Source organism: Euryhalocaulis sp. (genome assembly GCF_013911995.1).
Taxonomy (GTDB): Bacteria; Pseudomonadota; Alphaproteobacteria; order Caulobacterales; family Maricaulaceae; genus Euryhalocaulis; species Euryhalocaulis caribicus.
This window is the reverse complement of record NZ_JACESD010000002.1, coordinates 59160-76423: the sequence shown is the minus strand read 5'-3', so window position 1 is coordinate 76423 and position 17264 is coordinate 59160. Positions and strand designations below refer to the sequence as shown.

The 17264-nt window shown below is 62.6% G+C and carries 16 protein-coding genes; all 16 read right to left on the bottom strand.

The window, feature by feature from the left end; translation table 11 throughout:
- Positions 1 to 150: 150 nt before the first annotated feature.
- The 16 genes from H2040_RS00965 to nuoG all read right to left on the bottom strand — a co-directional run bounded on the left by H2040_RS00965 (position 151) and on the right by nuoG (position 17262).
- Positions 151 to 840, bottom strand: a complete 690-nt coding sequence (locus tag H2040_RS00965) for an ABC transporter ATP-binding protein (RefSeq protein WP_287153522.1) — start codon at positions 838 to 840, stop codon at positions 151 to 153.
- Positions 833 to 2125, bottom strand: coding sequence for a lipoprotein-releasing ABC transporter permease subunit (locus H2040_RS00960; protein WP_287153520.1), 1293 nt, complete (start codon positions 2123 to 2125; stop codon positions 833 to 835). The genes H2040_RS00965 and H2040_RS00960 overlap by 8 nt, the downstream gene beginning before the upstream one ends.
- Entirely contained in the window at positions 2122 to 3453 is a 1332-nt protein-coding gene (proS, locus tag H2040_RS00955; protein ID WP_287153518.1) for a proline--tRNA ligase, read from the bottom strand. Before proS ends, H2040_RS00960 begins: the two co-directional genes overlap by 4 nt.
- Positions 3454 to 3535: 82 nt before the next feature.
- On the bottom strand, positions 3536 to 3808 hold the full coding sequence (locus tag H2040_RS00950) for a DUF1467 family protein (RefSeq protein WP_022697756.1): 273 nt from the start codon (positions 3806 to 3808) through the stop codon (positions 3536 to 3538).
- A complete protein-coding gene (gene mce, locus H2040_RS00945; RefSeq protein WP_287153515.1) occupies positions 3808 to 4227 on the bottom strand; it encodes a methylmalonyl-CoA epimerase in 420 nt (139 codons plus the stop codon). The genes H2040_RS00950 and mce overlap by 1 nt, the downstream gene beginning before the upstream one ends.
- An 18-nt stretch (positions 4228 to 4245) precedes the next feature.
- Entirely contained in the window at positions 4246 to 5919 is a 1674-nt protein-coding gene (locus H2040_RS00940) for a ribonuclease J (RefSeq protein WP_287153513.1), read from the bottom strand.
- Positions 5919 to 6695 carry a type III pantothenate kinase gene (locus H2040_RS00935; RefSeq protein WP_022697753.1) on the bottom strand — a complete coding sequence of 259 codons (777 nt, stop codon included), beginning with the start codon at positions 6693 to 6695 and terminating at the stop codon, positions 5919 to 5921. The genes H2040_RS00940 and H2040_RS00935 overlap by 1 nt, the downstream gene beginning before the upstream one ends.
- Before the next feature lie 11 nt (positions 6696 to 6706).
- On the bottom strand, positions 6707 to 7456 hold the full coding sequence (locus tag H2040_RS00930; protein WP_287153510.1) for a biotin--[acetyl-CoA-carboxylase] ligase: 750 nt from the start codon (positions 7454 to 7456) through the stop codon (positions 6707 to 6709).
- Entirely contained in the window at positions 7453 to 8898 is a 1446-nt protein-coding gene (gene nuoN / locus H2040_RS00925; protein ID WP_022697751.1) for an NADH-quinone oxidoreductase subunit NuoN, read from the bottom strand. Before nuoN ends, H2040_RS00930 begins: the two co-directional genes overlap by 4 nt.
- Positions 8895 to 10427 (bottom strand): NADH-quinone oxidoreductase subunit M, encoded by a 1533-nt coding sequence (locus H2040_RS00920; protein ID WP_022697750.1) that lies wholly within the window; start codon positions 10425 to 10427, stop codon positions 8895 to 8897. Before H2040_RS00920 ends, nuoN begins: the two co-directional genes overlap by 4 nt.
- A gap of 10 nt (positions 10428 to 10437) precedes the next feature.
- Positions 10438 to 12579, bottom strand: coding sequence for an NADH-quinone oxidoreductase subunit L (gene nuoL, locus H2040_RS00915; RefSeq protein WP_287153507.1), 2142 nt, complete (start codon positions 12577 to 12579; stop codon positions 10438 to 10440).
- A gap of 7 nt (positions 12580 to 12586) precedes the next feature.
- On the bottom strand, positions 12587 to 12892 hold the full coding sequence (gene nuoK, locus H2040_RS00910; RefSeq protein WP_022697748.1) for an NADH-quinone oxidoreductase subunit NuoK: 306 nt from the start codon (positions 12890 to 12892) through the stop codon (positions 12587 to 12589).
- Positions 12893 to 13504, bottom strand: coding sequence for an NADH-quinone oxidoreductase subunit J (locus H2040_RS00905; RefSeq protein WP_287153504.1), 612 nt, complete (start codon positions 13502 to 13504; stop codon positions 12893 to 12895).
- Between the two features lie 66 nt (positions 13505 to 13570).
- Entirely contained in the window at positions 13571 to 14059 is a 489-nt protein-coding gene (nuoI, locus tag H2040_RS00900) for an NADH-quinone oxidoreductase subunit NuoI (protein WP_022697746.1), read from the bottom strand.
- A 30-nt stretch (positions 14060 to 14089) separates the two neighbouring features.
- Entirely contained in the window at positions 14090 to 15151 is a 1062-nt protein-coding gene (nuoH, locus tag H2040_RS00895) for an NADH-quinone oxidoreductase subunit NuoH (protein ID WP_287153500.1), read from the bottom strand.
- Positions 15151 to 17262, bottom strand: a complete 2112-nt coding sequence (gene nuoG / locus H2040_RS00890) for an NADH-quinone oxidoreductase subunit NuoG (RefSeq protein WP_287153499.1) — start codon at positions 17260 to 17262, stop codon at positions 15151 to 15153. Before nuoG ends, nuoH begins: the two co-directional genes overlap by 1 nt.
- Positions 17263 to 17264 lie beyond the last annotated feature (2 nt).

Sequence of the window (17264 nt, the reverse complement as noted above, 5' to 3'; positions counted from 1 at the left end):
AGAACCAGACTCCAGGCTGTAACCATCCACAGCAGACCGGCGGTGACGGAAAGAGCGGCGGCGTCTTTGAGAAGATTCTTGTGCATGTCATCCTCCAATTGAGTTCGTGTTTTGTTCTTATTCCGAGAATGAGAACATTTCAAGAACTTTTTATCGGGAGGGTTCGATCAGGCCGTGTTCCAGCGTCAGAACGCGGTCCGTCGCGGCGGCCAGGTCATGATTGTGCGTGGCGATCAGGGCCGCGAGATTTCGCTCGCGCGCCAGCCGCGTCAGCGCCGTGAACACGCCGTCGGAGGTTTCAGGGTCAAGATTGCCGGTTGGCTCATCCGCCAGAAGGATATCGGGATCATTCACCAGCGCCCGGGCTATGGCCACGCGCTGGCGCTCACCCCCGGAAAGCTGCGCCGGCTGGTGAGTGAGGCGCTCGCCAAGCCCAAGCTCGACCAGCAGGGCCTCCGCCTCTTCCCGCGCGGCGCGGCGCCCCTTCCCCGTGATCATCTGGGGTATGGCGACATTATCCAGCGCCGAGAATTCCGGCAGCAGGTGATGGAACTGATAGACGAAGCCCACGGAATCCCGGCGAAGGCGCGTGCGCTGCCGGTCGGAAAGCGCCAGCGCGTCCTCGCCCTTGATCCAGACGCTGCCCGCATTGGGCCGCTCAAGAAGACCAATGGCGTGAAGCAGGGATGACTTGCCGCAGCCTGACGGACCGACCAGCCCGACAATTTCCCCGGCCGCGATGTCGATATTCGCGCCCTTCAGGACATGCAGAACCTGATCGCCCGTCTGATAATTGCGCTCTATCCCGCGCACCGAAAGCGTGGAAGACCGGTCACTCATAGCGCAGCGCCTCCACGGGATCGACGCGTGCGGCGAACCAGGCCGGGATCAGGGTCACGACTACGGAAACCAGGAAACCCCAGAAGGCGACAAAGCCGACCTCGGCGTAATCAATCCGCGCCGGAAGGTGATCCAGGCCATAAACTTCAGCGTCAAAGAGATTGGTTTGAAAGATAAATTCAAGGAATCCCTGAATCGGGCCTATGAATTCGCAGAACAGGACGCCAAGGATCAGACCGGTCAGCGTGCCCAGCGCGCCAAGAGAGGCGCCGGACATCAGGAAAACCCGCATGATCGCGGCCCGCGGCGCGCCCACGGTGCGAAGGATGGCAATATCCCCCGCCTTGTTCCGGACCATCATGGTAAAGCCGGATATGATGTTGAGCGCGGCGATCAGCACGACCAGCATCAGGATCAACCGCATGGCCATGCGCTCCACCTGGAGGGCGTTGAACAGGCTTCTGTTCCGGTCCCGCCAGTCGAAAACGAAATATCCCGGCGACAAAGCCGCGCGCACCGCCTGAACGCCCGCGTCAATTTCATCGGGGTTATTGAGCCGCACCTCAACCTGATCAACCTGATCCCCCTTGCCGAGGAAAAGCTGCGCCTGGTCCAGCGGCATATAGACGAGCACGCCATCCAGCTCTGTCAGGCCGATCTCTATGTAATCGCCAATCAGATAGGATTTACGCCGCACGGAGGTCCCGAATGGCGTTTGCGCGCCCTGCGGGGAAATTATGGTGATGGCGTCGCCTATTGAAAGGCCAAGCTGTTCGGCGAGACGCTTGCCTGTATAGACCACCTCCCCGCCGTTCCGGCCCTCGCCGAACTCGGGGCTGCCGCCATTATTCAGCTTCTCGACCAGGAACGGTGTTTCCGCCATGTCCTGCGGCGTCACGCCCCGGATCACCACCGGCGCAACGGCGCCCTGAGTGGAGGCGAGCGCCTGTCCAGCGACCATGGGATAGACCGTTTCGACCGGGCCAAGCTCTGTCAGGCGGCCTTGCAGCTTCGCCGCCTCCTCCAGACTCATGTTCGGGGCCTGCACATAGACATGGCCGTCAACGCCCAGCAGCCGGCTGACCAGTTCGTAGCGAAAGCCGTTCATGATCGACATGACGGCGATCAGCGCCGCCACGGCCAGCGCCACCCCGACAAAGGCGATGATCGACATCAGGGCCACGCCGCCATCCTTGCGCGTAGCAAACAGCAGGCGCCCGGCAATCAGGCGCTCATAGAGCGAAAAGGGCGGCGCGCCGCGCGAGGTCTTGCCGTTGCGGCTCAAACCGCGCCCTCCAGAAGCCGGGATATGGCCGCTTCGGGCGACAGTTCTTCACGCTCGCCGGTGGCGCGGCGCTTCAGCTCCACCACGCCGTTCTGAAGGCCGCGCGGCCCGATCACCACCTGCCAGGGCAGGCCGATCAGATCCATGCGCGCGAACTTCGCGCCCGGCCGCTCTTCGGAATCGTCGACCAGCGGCTCGCGTCCGGCCAGTGTCATGGCCTCTTCAAACTGAGCCGTCACACGGTCGGCGTCCGGGTCGCCGGGCTTGAGATTGATAATGCCGGCCTGAAACGGCGCGACGCTTTCCGGCCAGATAATACCGGCTTCGTCATGGCTCGCTTCGATGATCGCGCCGACCAGACGCGAAACGCCAACCCCGTAGGAGCCCATGTGCAACAGGCGGTCCTGGCCGTCCGATCCGGACACCTTGGCGCGCATGGGTTCGGAATATTTCGTCCCGAAATAGAAGATGTGGCCAACTTCGATCCCGCGCGCCTCGCGCTGGCGGTCCTGCGGCAGGGCGGCGAAAGCATTGGCGTTGTGCATTTCGTCCGTCGCGGCGTAGAGCGACGTGCGTTCATCGACCATCGCCTGCAATCCTGCGACGTCATCGAAATCGATGTCAGCCCCGGGCGCGTTCATGTCCAGAATTCCGGCATCACAATAAACCTGCGACTCGCCCGTATCGGCTAGGATAATGAATTCATGGCTGAGGTCGCCGCCGATCGGCCCCGTATCGGCGCGCATCGGGATGGCTTTCAGCCCCATGCGCTCGAACGTGTTGAGATAGGCCGCGAACATGCGGTTATAGGAATGGCGCGCGCCGGCCTCGTCGATATCGAAGGAATAGGTGTCCTTCATCAGAAATTCGCGTCCGCGCATCACGCCAAAGCGCGGGCGAACCTCGTCCCGGAACTTCCACTGGATATGGTAAAGCAGCTTCGGAAGATCCTTGTAGGACCGCAGGGAGGCCCGGGCGATCTCGGTGATCATTTCCTCGTTGGTCGGGCCGTAGAGAAGGTCGCGTTCCTTGCGGTCCTGAATGCGCAGCATTTCCGCGCCATAGTCATCATACCGGCCGCTTTCGCGCCACAGATCGGCCGACTGGATGGTCGGCATCAACAGCTCCACAGCCCCGGCGCGATGCTGTTCCTCGCGCACGATCCGCTCGATATTCTTCAAAACGGCCAGGCCAAGCGGAAGCCAGGAATAGATGCCGGACGCCGACTGGCGGATCATGCCCGCGCGCAGCATCAGCCGGTGCGAAGCGATCTCCGCCTCGGCCGGGGTTTCCTTCAGAACAGGCAGAAAATAACGGGAAAGACGCATGTTTTTTGAATCGCGGAGGCCGGAAATGAACGGTTCGCGTTGATAGACCGCCCGGTTGGGCGGCGCAACGCGCGAACGCCGATCAGACTTCCGGGATGTCGAACGGAGCCGGAAGGCTTTCCAGCGTAACCGCGCCAGAGGTGATGACCAGGGCGACAACAACCCAGATAGCCGCGGCAATCCCCGTGGTGATCAGGGCCTTCTTGCCCAGTTGCGGGTTTTGAGGCGCGCCCGGCTCCGTGCCTTCGGGGCCTCCATCGCCTTCCCACTGGCCTTTCACGCCGAACGGCAGGACGGCGAAGATCACGACCCACCAGATAATGACGAAAGTGACGATGCCCGTGACAATGCCCATCAGTGACGGGGCTCCGCCATCAATTCGATCAGAACGCCATTGAAATCACGCGGATGCACGAAGATCACCGGAACGCCGTGGGCGCCGATGCGCGGCTCGCCCGTGCCCAGAACCTGCGCGCCTTTTTCCACCATGTCGTCGCGCGCCTTCACGATGTCGGGCACCTCGAAACAGACGTGATGCTGGCCGCCTTTGGGGTTCTTTTCGAGAAATTTCGTGATCGGGGAATTATCGCCCAGAGGCTCGATCAGTTCGATCTCGCTATTATCCAGCCTGATAAAGGCGGCGCAGACCCCCTGCTCCGGCAGTTCGATCTTGTCCGTGGCTTCGCTGGCGCCCAGCATGTCGCGATAGGTCTTCGCCGCCTCGTCGATAGACGGAACGGCGATGCCGATATGGTTCAGCCGGCCAATTTTCACGTTCGACCTCCTCAGCCTTCAAGCGTTTTCGTCCAGAACAATAACATCAACCAGCGGCCGCTTGCCCCAGATGTCCTGCGCCCTGCGGCGAACCGCGCGCATCACAAGGGTCTCCGCCGCCTCCGCGTCCACGCGTTTGGCGCGGGACAGCGTCTCATGCGCGACGTCTTCCATCTCTTCCTCGAACGCGTCCAGACTGAAGTCCGGCGCATCGGGAATGCCGCGCGTCAGGCAAGCCGGGCCTTCAAGAATACGCCCGCGGGCGTCGATGGAAACGGCGACCGTGACATGACCGACAAAGGACATTTTCCGGCGATCCTTTAGCGAGGGCGCTTCCGCATCCACGATCACGTCGCCGTCGACATAGAGCCGCCCGGCCGGAACCTCGTCGATCACGCCCGGCTTGCCGGGGCCAAGCAGGATCAGATCGCCATTATGCGGCGCGATGGCCTGCCCCACCTGCACGTCGCGGGCGAGCTTGGCGTGTTCCACCAGATGGCGGCGCTCGCCATGCACCGGAATGGCCAGCTTGGGGCGCGCCCACTGATACATTTGCCGAAGTTCGTCGCGCGCCGGATGACCGGACACATGGATTTCGCCGTCACGGTCGGTGATCAGTTCGACCCCGCGCTCCACGAACCGGTTTTTCAGCTCGATTATATCCTTCTCGTTCCCGGGGATGACGCGGGAGGAAAAGATAACCGTATCGCCCTCCCCCAGGCTGACATTGCGGTGATCGCCCGAAGCGATGCGCGAAAGCGCCGCGCGGCGCTCGCCCTGGCTGCCCGTGCACAGGAACAGAATCTTGTCGTTCGGGAAGAAGCCGGCCTCGTTCTCGTCAACGAAGGGCTTGAACTGGTTAAGCAGACCGACCGATTTCGCCGCCGCCGACATACGGTGCATCGACCGGCCGACAAGGCAGACGCGGCGGCCATTTTCCTCCGCCGCCACCATGGCGGTTTCCATACGCGCCACATTTGACGCGAAGGATGCGATGGCGACCTTGCCTTTCTGTTCGCCGACCACGCGGATCAATTCTTCCCGCACCTCGCCCTCGGAGCCCGTATGCCCTTCGACAAAGACGTTCGTGGAGTCACAAACCAGCGCCAGCACGCCCTCTTCCCCCAGCGCGTTCAGCGCCTCGACATCCGTGGACTCGCCAATCAGGGGATCGGGATCGATCTTCCAGTCGCCGGTATGCAGAACCATGCCGGCCGGGGTTCGGATCGCTAGGCCGTTCGGTTCCGGGATCGAGTGGGTCAACGTGATCAGCTGCAGATCGAAGGGACCAAGTTCGAAACGGTGATCCAGCCCGATCTCGATAACCTCGACCTCGTTCAGCAGACCGAATTCCTGCAGGCGGTCCCGGACCAGCCAGGCCGTGAAAGGCGTGGCGTAGATCGGGCAGCGCAAGCGCGGCCAGAGGCGCGCCACCGCGCCCATGTGGTCCTCATGCGCATGGGTCAGGACAATGCCCAGCAAATCGTCGGCGCGCTCTTCAATGAAGCCGGCGTTGGGCATGATGATGTCGATGCCGGGCGTCGAAGCGTCGCCAAAGGTCACGCCCAGATCGACAATGACCCATTTGCGGTTCTCTTCCGGCCCGTAGCCGTAGAGATTGAGGTTCATCCCGATCTCGCCGCAGCCGCCTAGCGGCAGGAAAACGAAAGGTTGGACGGCGGTGTCGGCCATTAAATCTTGCTCTTGTTGCGTTGCCAGATGTCCAGAAGCCCGCGGATGGTCACGTCCGGGTCGTAATGATCGATTTGTTCCGCCGCGCCCTCGAACAGGGACGCGACGCCGCCCGTGCCGATCACGGTCATCGGCTGGTCGTATTCGGCCTTCACGCGCTCGATCAGGCCGTCAATCAACTCGATATAGCCCCAGAAAATGCCCGATTGCATTGCGCCAACGGTGTCTTTTCCGATCGTTCTGGGCGGTTTCTGTATCGCGATACGGGGCAGTTTCGCCGCGGCCTCATGCAACGCGGTCAGGGAGAGATTGATCCCTGGCGCGATCACCCCGCCCTCGAAATTGCCGTCCGCCGAAATCACATCGAACGTCGTCGCGGTGCCGGAGTCGACGATCAACAAGGCGCCCTCATAGACAATCCGGCAGCCCAGCGCATTGACCAGCCGGTCCGCCCCCACATCCTCGGGCCGAGAGATGCTGACTCCAACCCCCAGATCGATATCGGATTCGCCGATGATTATCGGCTCAACGCCCAGATAGCGGCGGGCCAGGTTGCGCAAATGGAAAATGGATTGCGGCACGACGGAGCTGACGATGCAGCCATCCAGATCATCAAAGCTGAGCCCCTCCATCTTCATCAGCTGGTCCAGCCAGACAGCATGCTCGTCCGCGGTGCGCGACTGATGCGTGGCGGAGCGCCACTGCGCCCGCCAGTTCTCGCCGTCATGGACCGCGAAAAGCGTATTCGTATTGCCGCTATCGATCGCCAGAAGCATGGCTGCCGTCCCTATTTCCTGCCGGGAAAGAAGACATCGCCGGCCGCGACGCGCATCAATGCGCCATCAGGCTGGCGAAGGCAAAGCGCGCCGCCAGCGTCCAGATCCTCGAAAACCCCATAGAGGTCTTCGGCGCCGCCTTTCACTACGATCGGTTCTCCCAGCCCGCTGGCGCGGGACAGCCACGCCTTGCGGATGGCAGTGAAACCTTCGCGCCGCCAGACGCCAAGCCAGGACTCGAACGCCGCCGCCAGATCGCGCGCGACGTCATCGGGGTGTGGCCGGTTCAGGCCCGGCGCAAGGCGGTCCGCCAGCGCCAGCGCCGGGTAAGGCGTGTTATCCGGGGCGTCGGCGATATTCAGGCCAATCCCCACAACCAGCCAGCGGCCCACGGCGTCCGTGCCTGACTCCAGCAAAATCCCGCCCGCTTTCGCGCCATCCAGAAGAAGGTCATTGGGCCATTTGAGAGAGACCGCCCCCGGCAGCACATGCGCCGCAAAAGCGTCATACGCCGCAAGGGCGGTGACAAAGGAAAGCTGCGCCAACTCGCCCGGGTCGCTGGAAAAGCGGTAGGCGCCGCTGAGAAAGAGATTGCCGCCGCTGCTCTGCCACGGCCGCCCTCTGCGTCCCCGGCCCGCCGTCTGGGCCGTCGCCGAAATCCAGAAGGGCGTCTCCGCGCCTGCGCCGAGGCGGCGCTTGGCTTCCTCGTTGGTCGAGTCGATCTCGGCCAGCCGCTCAATGCGCGGCGCGGACTGCGTCACGAAAACAGCGCGCTCGCCGCTGCGCCCGCCTGAGAGATCAGCGGAAAGATGAAGACCACCAGGATCGGGAAGGCAAGAGCCGCCGACCCGAACGCGGTATAGGCGACAGTCCGGCCCGGGCGGACAAAGCCCTGAGCCGGTTCATCGAACCAGATCAGCTTGACGATGCGCAGATAGTAGAACGCCCCGACGACCGTGCCGAGCGCGGCAAAGACCGCCAGCAGGACCAATCCGGCGTCCAGCGCCGCCATGAAGACATAGAGCTTGGCAATAAAGCCCGCGAAGGGCGGCAGGCCGGCCACGGACAGCATCAACATGGACAGCGCCACGGCGATGCCGGGATTGGTTTGGGAAAGCCCCGCCAGATCGTCGATCTGCTCAACCATGCCGTCCTTGCGGCGCATGGCCAGAATGCAGGCAAATACGCCGATCACCGACAGCAGGTAGATCGTCATATAGATCAGCAGGCCGTTGACGCCGTTCTGGGTGCCCGCAGCCAGCCCCATCAGCGCATACCCCATGTTGGCGATGGAGCTATAGGCCATCAGGCGCTTGATGTTCGATTGCGCCAGCGCGCCGAACACGCCAACGCCGATGGAAATGCCGGCCAGCGCCACAATCACTTGCTGCCAGTCGCCAATAAACTCACCGAACGGGCCGACCAGAACGCGCGCGAACAGCGCCATGGCGGCGAATTTCGGGGCGGCGGCCAGGAAGGCCGTGACCGGCGTCGGCGCGCCTTCATAAACGTCAGGCGTCCACATATGGAACGGCGCGGCGCTGACTTTGAACGCAAGGCCGGAGATCGCGAAGACCAGCCCAATCGTGAACATCAGGGACTCTTCCTGCGCCAGCGCGGCGGCGATGCTGTCGAAATCGGTCGCGCCGGTGGCGCCGAAAATCAGCGAAAGGCCATATAGCAAGAGACCCGAGGAGAGCGCCCCGAGGACAAAATATTTCAGACCCGCTTCCGAAGACCGCAAGGAGTCGCGGTTGAAAGCCGCCATCACATAAAGAGCCAGCGATTGCAGCTCGATCCCCATATAGACGGCGATGATGTCGCCCGCCGACACCATCATGCCCATGCCCAGAACGGCCAGAAGGCCCAGAACCGGGAATTCGAACCGGGACAGTTTCTCTTTCTGCATGAAGCTGTCGGACAGCAGCAGGGTCAGGCCCGCGCCGATCGCGATGACAACCTTGGCGAAGACCGCGAAACGGTCCGCCACCAGCGCGCCGGAAAAGGCCGCGCCGGCGCCATTGGCGAGCCCGGCCAGCGCGAGCGCCGCGTATCCGGCCAGCGTCGCCAGAGCGAGCCATGTGATCAGGCGCGCGGACTTGTCGCCCATGATCACGCCGGCGACGAGCAGGCCCATCGTAGCGACAGCCAGGAAGACTTCGGGCGCCGCGATCGCGAAGTTTACAGCGAAGGATTCAGTCATGGCTCCAGCGGGATCTCCAAAGTCTCGGGCGCAGGCGCGAGCGCTTCTTCATAATGTGCGACCAGGTCCATGACCGAGGTCTCGGTGATGTCGGTAACCAGCGACGGGAAAACGCCCAGCGCCAGCGTGGCGATGATCAGCGGAATGAAGGTGATCAGCTCCCGGCGGTTCACGTCGGTAATGTTCTCGAGCTTCGAGTTCACGATCTCGCCGAACACCACGTTGCGGTACACGTTCAGCATGTAGACCGCCGAAAGGATCACGCCGAAGGCCGCGCCGAACGCGATCCACGGATTGACCAGATAGCCGCCCACCATGGTCAGGATCTCGCCCACGAACCCGCTGGTCCCGGGAAGACCCACATTGCCCAATGCGAACAGCAGGAAGATCGCGGCATAGACCGGCATACGGTGCACAAGGCCGCCATAGAAGGCGATTTCCCGCGTGTGCATCCGGTCATAGATCACGCCGACCGCCAGGAAGAGCGCGCCGGAAATGACGCCGTGGCTGATCATCTGGAAAATCGCGCCCTGCAGGCCCTGCGCGTTGGCGGCAAAAATGCCGAGCGTCACAAAGCCCATGTGGGCCACAGAGGAATAGGCCACCAGCTTCTTGATGTCGGTCTGCCGGAACGCCACCAGCGAGGTGTAGATGATGGCGATGACCGACAGCGCGAACACCAGAGGCGCGAAGTATTCTGACCCGAACGGGAACATCGGCAGCGAGAACCGCAGGAAGCCGTAGCCGCCCATCTTCAGCAGCACGCCGGCCAGGATAACCGACCCGGCCGTGGGCGCCTGGACGTGCGCGTCCGGCAGCCAGGTATGCACCGGCCACATCGGCATCTTCACCGCGAACGAGGCGAAGAAGGCCAGCCAGAGCCATTTCTGCACGCCCGGATCGAACCGGTAATCCATCAGGATCGCGATGTCCGTGGTTCCGGCCTGCAGATACATATAGATGATCGCGACCAGCATCAGCAGCGAGCCGAGGAGCGTGTACAGGAAGAATTTGTACGACGCGTAGACCCGGTTCGCCCCGCCCCAGATGCCGATCAGCAGGAACATCGGGATCAGGCCGGCCTCGAAGAAGAAATAGAAGAGGATGAGATCCTTGGCGGTAAACACGCCGATCATCATCGTCTCGAGCACCAGGAACGAGGCCAGGTATTCCGTGATGCGCGTATTGATCGACCGCCAGCCGGCGATGATGCAGATCGGCATCAGGAAGGTGGTCAGCAGAACGAACAGGACGGAAATGCCGTCCACGCCCATGCGATAGGAAATATCCAGCCCCAGCCAGTTGGCCTCTTCGGTCAATTGGAAACCGGCCAGGCTGGGATCAAACCAGGACAGCACCACCAGCGACGAGGCCAGCGCGCCCAGCGTGAACCACAAGGCGACCCAGCGGCTGTTGCGATCAACCACCTCGCCGTCTTCCGGACGGGCCATCGCCTTCAGCACGAGGATCAGCAGCGCGCCAATCGTCGGCAGGAAGGTCGTCAGGGAAAGAATCGGAAAATCAGACATCGCCTTCGCCCTATCCCTTCAGCACGATCAGGGCGCCGGCAATCGCCACGACGGCGATCAGCATGACAAGCGCATAATGATACAAATATCCGGTTTGCAGCCGCGACAGCCGTGACGCGCCGGAGCGCACCGCACGGGCCACCCCGTTGGGGCCCAGCCCGTCAACGATGCGCACATCGCCGACTTTCCAGAACAGGTCGCCCAGTCCGCGCGCGCCGCGCACGAAGGTCGCGTTATAGAGTTCGTCGAAGAACCACTTGTTATAGAGGAAGCTGTGCAGCGGCCCGCCGCTCTCCCCGATGCGCCGCGGGATGCCCGGACGCATCAGATAGAAGAACACCGCGCCCAGGAAGCCCAGCAGCGTCACGACGAACGGCGTCCAGAGAACCCAGACCGGCACGTGATGCCCGCCATGTTCTTCGCCGTGCTCCTCTGAAGCGGCATGGGCGGCGCCCTCGCCTCCCTCGGCATGCGCCTCGGCGGCTTCGGTGTCGGCCTCGTCGCCTGTCAGTTGCCCCGTAACGTTCTCCGCGGTTTCAGACGCTTCGTCCGAATGGCCGGCTTCAGCGTGAAGATCTTCGCCATGCTCCGCTTCCTCGCCGTGCGACGCAGCGGAAGCAAAGGTTACGCTCTCACGCCAGAACCCGTCTTTCGCATCGCCCACGAACGGCGAGTAGAACAATGCGCCGGCGAACACGGCGCCGACCGCCAGGATCAGCAGCGGCCCCATCATGACCAGCGGCGACTCGTGCGCCTTCTCGAAATGCTCCTGCGGCCCGCGATGCTTGCCGTGGAACGTCATGAAGATCAGGCGCCAGGAATAGAATGAGGTCAGCAAGGCGGCGACCACGCCGGCCCAGAAGGCCAGCGTCGCAACCTGCGATCCGGTGTCGGCGGCGACCGCGAAAGCGCCCTCGATAATGGCGTCCTTGGAGAAGAAGCCGGCAAAGCCCAGCTTCGTGCCCGGGATGCCGACGCCGGTCAGGGCCAGCGTGCCGATCAGCATGACGGCGTAAGTCCAGGGAATGACCTTCCACATGCCGCCCATCTTCCGCATGTCCTGCTCATCATGCAGGGCGTGGATGACCGAGCCCGAGCCCAGGAAGAGCAGCGCCTTGAAGAAGGCGTGCGTGAACAGGTGGAACATCGCCGCGCCATAAAGGCCAAGACCGGCGGCGAAGAACATGTACCCCAGCTGCGAGCAGGTGGAGTAAGCCACCACGCGCTTGATGTCGTTCTGCGCCATACCGATGGTCGCGGCAAAGAAGGCGGTAATCGCGCCGATGACCGCCACGATGGCGGAGGCGACCGGGGCCGCCTCGAAAATCGGCGAACAACGCACCACAAGGAACACGCCCGCCGTCACCATGGTGGCGGCGTGGATCAGCGCGGAGACCGGCGTCGGGCCCTCCATGGCGTCCGGCAGCCAGACGTGGAGGAAAAACTGGGCGGACTTGCCCATCGCGCCGATGAACAGGAGGAAGGCGATGATCTCGACTGCATAGAAGCGCATGCCGAGGAATTCGGTCGCCTGCCCCTGCATGGCCGCAACCTGCGCGAACACGCCATCGAACTGGATCGTCCCGAAGATCAGGAAGATCGCCATGATGCCGAGCGCAAAGCCGAAATCGCCCACGCGGTTGGTGACGAACGCCTTGATGGCCGCCGAATTCGCTGTCGGCTTCTTGTACCAGAATCCGATCAGCAGATAGGAGGCCAGCCCCACGCCTTCCCAGCCAAAGAAGAGCTGCATGAAGTCGTTCGCGGTCACCAGCATCAGCATCGCGAAGGTGAACAGCGAGAGATAGGAGAAGAACCGCGCCCGGTGCGGATCGTGGCTCATATAGCCGAACGAATAGATGTGGACGAGCGAGGACACGAACGTGACCACGACCAGCATCACAGCGGACAGCGTGTCTATCCGCATCGACCAGGAGGTCTGGAACGCGCCGATATCGAACCAGCGCGCGATCTCTATGGTCAGCTCATTGCCGGCAAACGCCACGTCATAGAAGGCGTAGAGCGACAGCCCCGCCGACAGGCAGACCAGCAGCGTGGTGATCCACATGGCCGCCCGGTCGCCGATATAGCGTTGCAAAAGCCCCGCGATGGCCGCGCCCAGCAGCGGGCCGAATACGATTATCGCGTACATCCCCCGCCTAACCCTTCATCAGATTGATGTCTTCAACCGCGATGTCGCCGCGGTTGCGGAAATAAACCACCAGAACGGCCAGCCCGACGGCCGCTTCAGCCGCCGCGACCGTCAGAACGAACATCGCGAAAATCTGCCCCGCGATTTCGCCCAGATAGACCGAGAAGGCGACCAGATTGATGTTCACCGCAAGCAGCAGAAGCTCGATCGACATCAGGATGATGATGACGTTCTTGCGGTTGGTGAAAATGCCGAACACGCCAATCGTAAAAAGAATGGCGGCGAGCGTGAGATAATGTGCGAGTCCGATCATCTAACCAATCCCCTCGCCCTGTTCGATATCGACCAGCTCCACCGCTTCATCCCGCTTGCGGCCGACCTGCTTGCCGACATCCTGACGCTTCACCCCTTCGCGATGACGCAGCGTCAGCACGATGGCGCCGATCATGGCGACCAGCAGAACCATGCCGGCGGCCTGGAAGAAATAGACATATTCGGTGTAGAGCACCGCCCCGATCGCCTCGATATTGGAGGCGGATACAGGAATGGCCGGCGGCTGTGCGGCAGCCTCGCCGCGCGAAGCGGCCCAGCTGGCGCCGACAAACGCCATCTCGGCCAGCATGATCAGCGCGATCAGCGCGCCCACCGGCATATATTGCAGAAAGCCCTGTTTCAGCTCGACGAAATCGACGTCCAGCATCATCACGACGAACAGGAACAGCACAGCGACCGCGCCCACATAAACTACGACCAGCAGCATCGCCAGAAACTCCGCGCCAATCAGCACGAACAGGCCCGCCGTGGTGAAAAAGGTGAGGATCAGCCACATGACCGAGCGCACGGGATTGCGCGCGGCCACGACCATGAAGGCCGCGGAAACCGCGACCCCGGCCAGTATCCAGAAGGCGATCGCCTGTAAGATCATGCCCTGCCCCGTCTCTTCCCGTTAAAATCACGCCATGGCGGAGCCGCCCGGCGCGAAGCGCCCGCCCTAGCGGTAAGGCGCGTCCAGTTCCAGATTGCGTGCGATTTCCCGCTCCCAGCGATCACCGTTCGCCAGCAGCCGGTCCTTGTCATAATAAAGCTCTTCGCGCGTCTCGGTCGCGAATTCGAAGTTCGGTCCCTCGACAATCGCATCCACCGGGCAGGCCTCCTGGCAGTAACCGCAATAGATGCATTTCACCATGTCGATGTCGTAGCGCGTCGTGCGGCGCGAACCGTCCGCGCGCGGCTCCGCCTCGATCGTGATGGCCTGCGCCGGGCAGATCGCCTCGCACAGCTTGCAGGCGATGCAGCGCTCTTCGCCATTCGGGTATCGGCGCAGCGCGTGTTCGCCGCGGAAGCGCGGGCTCAGCGGGCCTTTCTCGAACGGATAGGCCAGCGTGGCCTTGGGCCTGAAGAAATACTTCATGGCCAGGATGAAGGCGCCGACAAAGTCCAGCAGGAGCGCGCCGCGGAGAGCTTGTGTAATACGAGCCATTGTTTCGTTCGTTTCTCTTCGTTTTGCGCTTTAGGCCGGGCCGCCGGTGAGCGCGACGTATCCGCCGACGAGCACGACCGCAACCAGCGAAGTGGGGAGGAAGACTTTCCAGCCCAGCCGCATCAACTGGTCGTAGCGGTAACGCGGGACCATCGCCTTCACCATGGCGAACATAAAGAAGACGAGGACAATCTTCAGCGCGAACCAGAACACCGGCGGGATCCATTCAAACGGCGGGAATGGCAAGGGCGAATGCCAGCCGCCAAGGAACAGGATCACCGTCATCGCGCTCATCAGCACGATGTTCAGATACTCGCCGATCATGAACAGCAGGTACGGCGTCGAGGAATATTCAACCTGGTATCCGGCCACCAGTTCCGACTCGGCCTCCGGCAGGTCGAACGGCGGCCGGTTCGTCTCCGCCAGCGCCGAGATGAAGAAAATCACCAGCATCGGGAACAGGACCGGCAGCAGCACGATGTTCGGCCAGGTCAGCATGAAGGCGTGCCAGTGCCAAATGCCGCCCGCCTGCGCTTCCACGATATCGCTGAGATTCAACGAACCGACCAGCAGCAGGACGGTGATGATGATGAAGCCGATGGAGACCTCGTAAGAGACCATCTGAGCCGCCGAGCGCAACGCGCCCAGAAACGGATATTTCGAGTTCGACGCCCAACCGCCGATGATGATGCCGTAAACGCCCAGCGACGAAATCGCGAACAGGTAGAGGATGCCGACATTGATGTCCGACACCGCCAGACCCGGCCCGGCCGGAATGACAGCCCAGGAAATGAACGCCAGAACGAAAGTCAGTAACGGCGCCAGGATGAAAAGCGGACGATCAGCGCCGGCCGGAATGACGATTTCCTTGAAAACGAACTTGAAGAAATCCGCGAACGACTGAAGCAGGCCGAACGGCCCCACCACGTTGGGGCCTTTGCGCATCTGCACCGCAGCCCAGATCTTCCGGTCAGCCAGAAGCAGATAGGCCAGGCTCAGCAGCAACGCGATCATGATGATCAGCACGTGCAGCACGGAGGCTGTAAAGTGGCCCCAGTGCGGCCCCATCATGTTTTCGAAGAAACCGTACATTACTCGGCGGCCTCCATGCGCGGCGCTTCATCTTTCACGGCGGAGCACTCCGCCATGACGCGGCTGGCGCGCGCGATCGGATTGGTCATGTAGAAATCGGTCACAGCGCTGCGGAACGGCTCGGCGGACAGGTCGCCCTTCTCGCCCAGCGCATCGAAGTCCAGCTTGTCGAGGTCGGCCGCGCCCGGGGCATAGTCGATGCCGCCAAAGCTCGGATGATCCTCAATCAGCTTGGCGCGGAGCTGGCCCAGCGTGTCATAGGGCAGCGTTCGCGACAGGCGGTCGGAGAGCGCGCGATAGATCGCCCAGTCTTCCTTCGCATCGCCCTTCGGATAGACGGCGCGCGCGCCGGTCTGGACGCGGCCTTCCGCATTGACCCAGGTGCCGGACTTTTCGGTATAGGCGGCGGACGGCAGGATTACGTCCGCCTTGTGCGCGCCCTCGTCGCCGTGGCTGCCGACATAAATCACGAACGCATCGCCGAAATCATTGTCGCGAAGCTCGTCGGCGCCATGCAGCAGCACCGTTTCAATCTCTCCGGACCGTGCAGCTTCCAGCATGCCGGCAACATTGCGTCCGCCCTCGCCTGGCACCAGGCCAAGGTCCAAGCCACCCACGCGGGAGGCGGCGGTGTGAAGCACGTTGAAGCCGTTCCAGGCGTCATCGCCGGACTGGTTGAGCTCCGCGTCCTTTGCGAACTGCGCCACGCGATTGAGGATTGCCGCAGAGTCCGGACGGTTCAGCGCGCCGGCGCCCAGCACGATCATCCCGCGCTCGCCTTCCTTGAAGGCTTTGGCGAGGTCGCCGGACAGCGCCTTGTCGAGGTCGGCGGCCGTTTCGCCCAGATGATCGTAGTCATAGGTCAGGTCGACTGCCTCGCCGATCACTGACACTTTCAGGTCGTTGTGCAGCCAGGCCTTGCGGATACGCGCGTTCAGAACCGACGCCTCATAGCGCGGATTGGCGCCGATCAGCAGCAGGTGGTCGGCGTCTTCAACGCCCATGAAGGTGGAGTTGAACAGCCAGGACTGACGCGGCCCCTCGCCCAGGATCATTCCATCCTGACGGCAATCGATGCTCTTCACGCCAAGGCCGTCCATCAGGTCCTTCAGCGCCTTCATGCCCTCGGCGTCGGCCAGATCGCCTACGATCGCGCCAATGCCTTCCGGGTTGCCCGCCAGTTTCTGCGCGGCGACGTCCAGCGCCTCTGTCCAGTCGACAGGCGTCAGACGGCCATCCTTGCGGACATAGGGCTTGTCCAGTCGCTGGCGGCGCAGGCCGTCCCAGACGAAGCGCGTCTTGTCGGAGATCCATTCCTCGTTCACTTCCTCGTAAATACGGGGAAGGATCCGCATGACTTCCGTGCCGCGGGCGTCCACGCGGATGGCGCAACCCATGGCGTCCATCACGTCGACCGATTCCGTCTTGCGCAGCTCCCACGGGCGCGCCTCGAAAGCATAGGGCTTGGAGGTCAGCGCCCCGACCGGGCAAAGGTCGATCACATTGCCGGACAGCTCCGACGTCGCGGCCTTTTCCAGATAGGTCGTGATTTCCGCGTCTTCGCCGCGGTTCAGCATGCCGAATTCTTCAACGCCGGCGACTTCCGCCGCAAAGCGGACGCAGCGCGTGCACTGGATGCACCGGGTCATGATCGTCTTGATCAGCGGACCCATATATTTCTCTTCGACCGCGCGCTTGTTTTCCTCATAGCGCGTGAAGGAGCGGCCATAGGCCAGCGCCTGGTCCTGAAGATCGCATTCGCCGCCCTGGTCGCAGATCGGGCAGTCCAGCGGATGGTTGATCAGCAGGAACTCCATCACGCCTTCACGGGCCTTGTCGACCAGCGGCGTGGCGGTGTTCACCTTCGGCGGTTCGCCATTGGGGCCGGGACGCAGGTCGCGCACCTGCTGGGCGCAGGAGGCGACCGGCTTGGGCGCGCCGACAACCTCGACCAGGCACATCCGGCAATTGCCCGCGATGGACAGCCGCTCGTGATAGCAGAAACGCGGAATCTCGCGGCCCGCCGTCTCGCACGCCTGAAGCAGCGTCAGGTCCGCCGGAACCTCGACTTCCTCGCCGTCGACGACAAGTTTTCGCAGGTCTTCGCTCATGA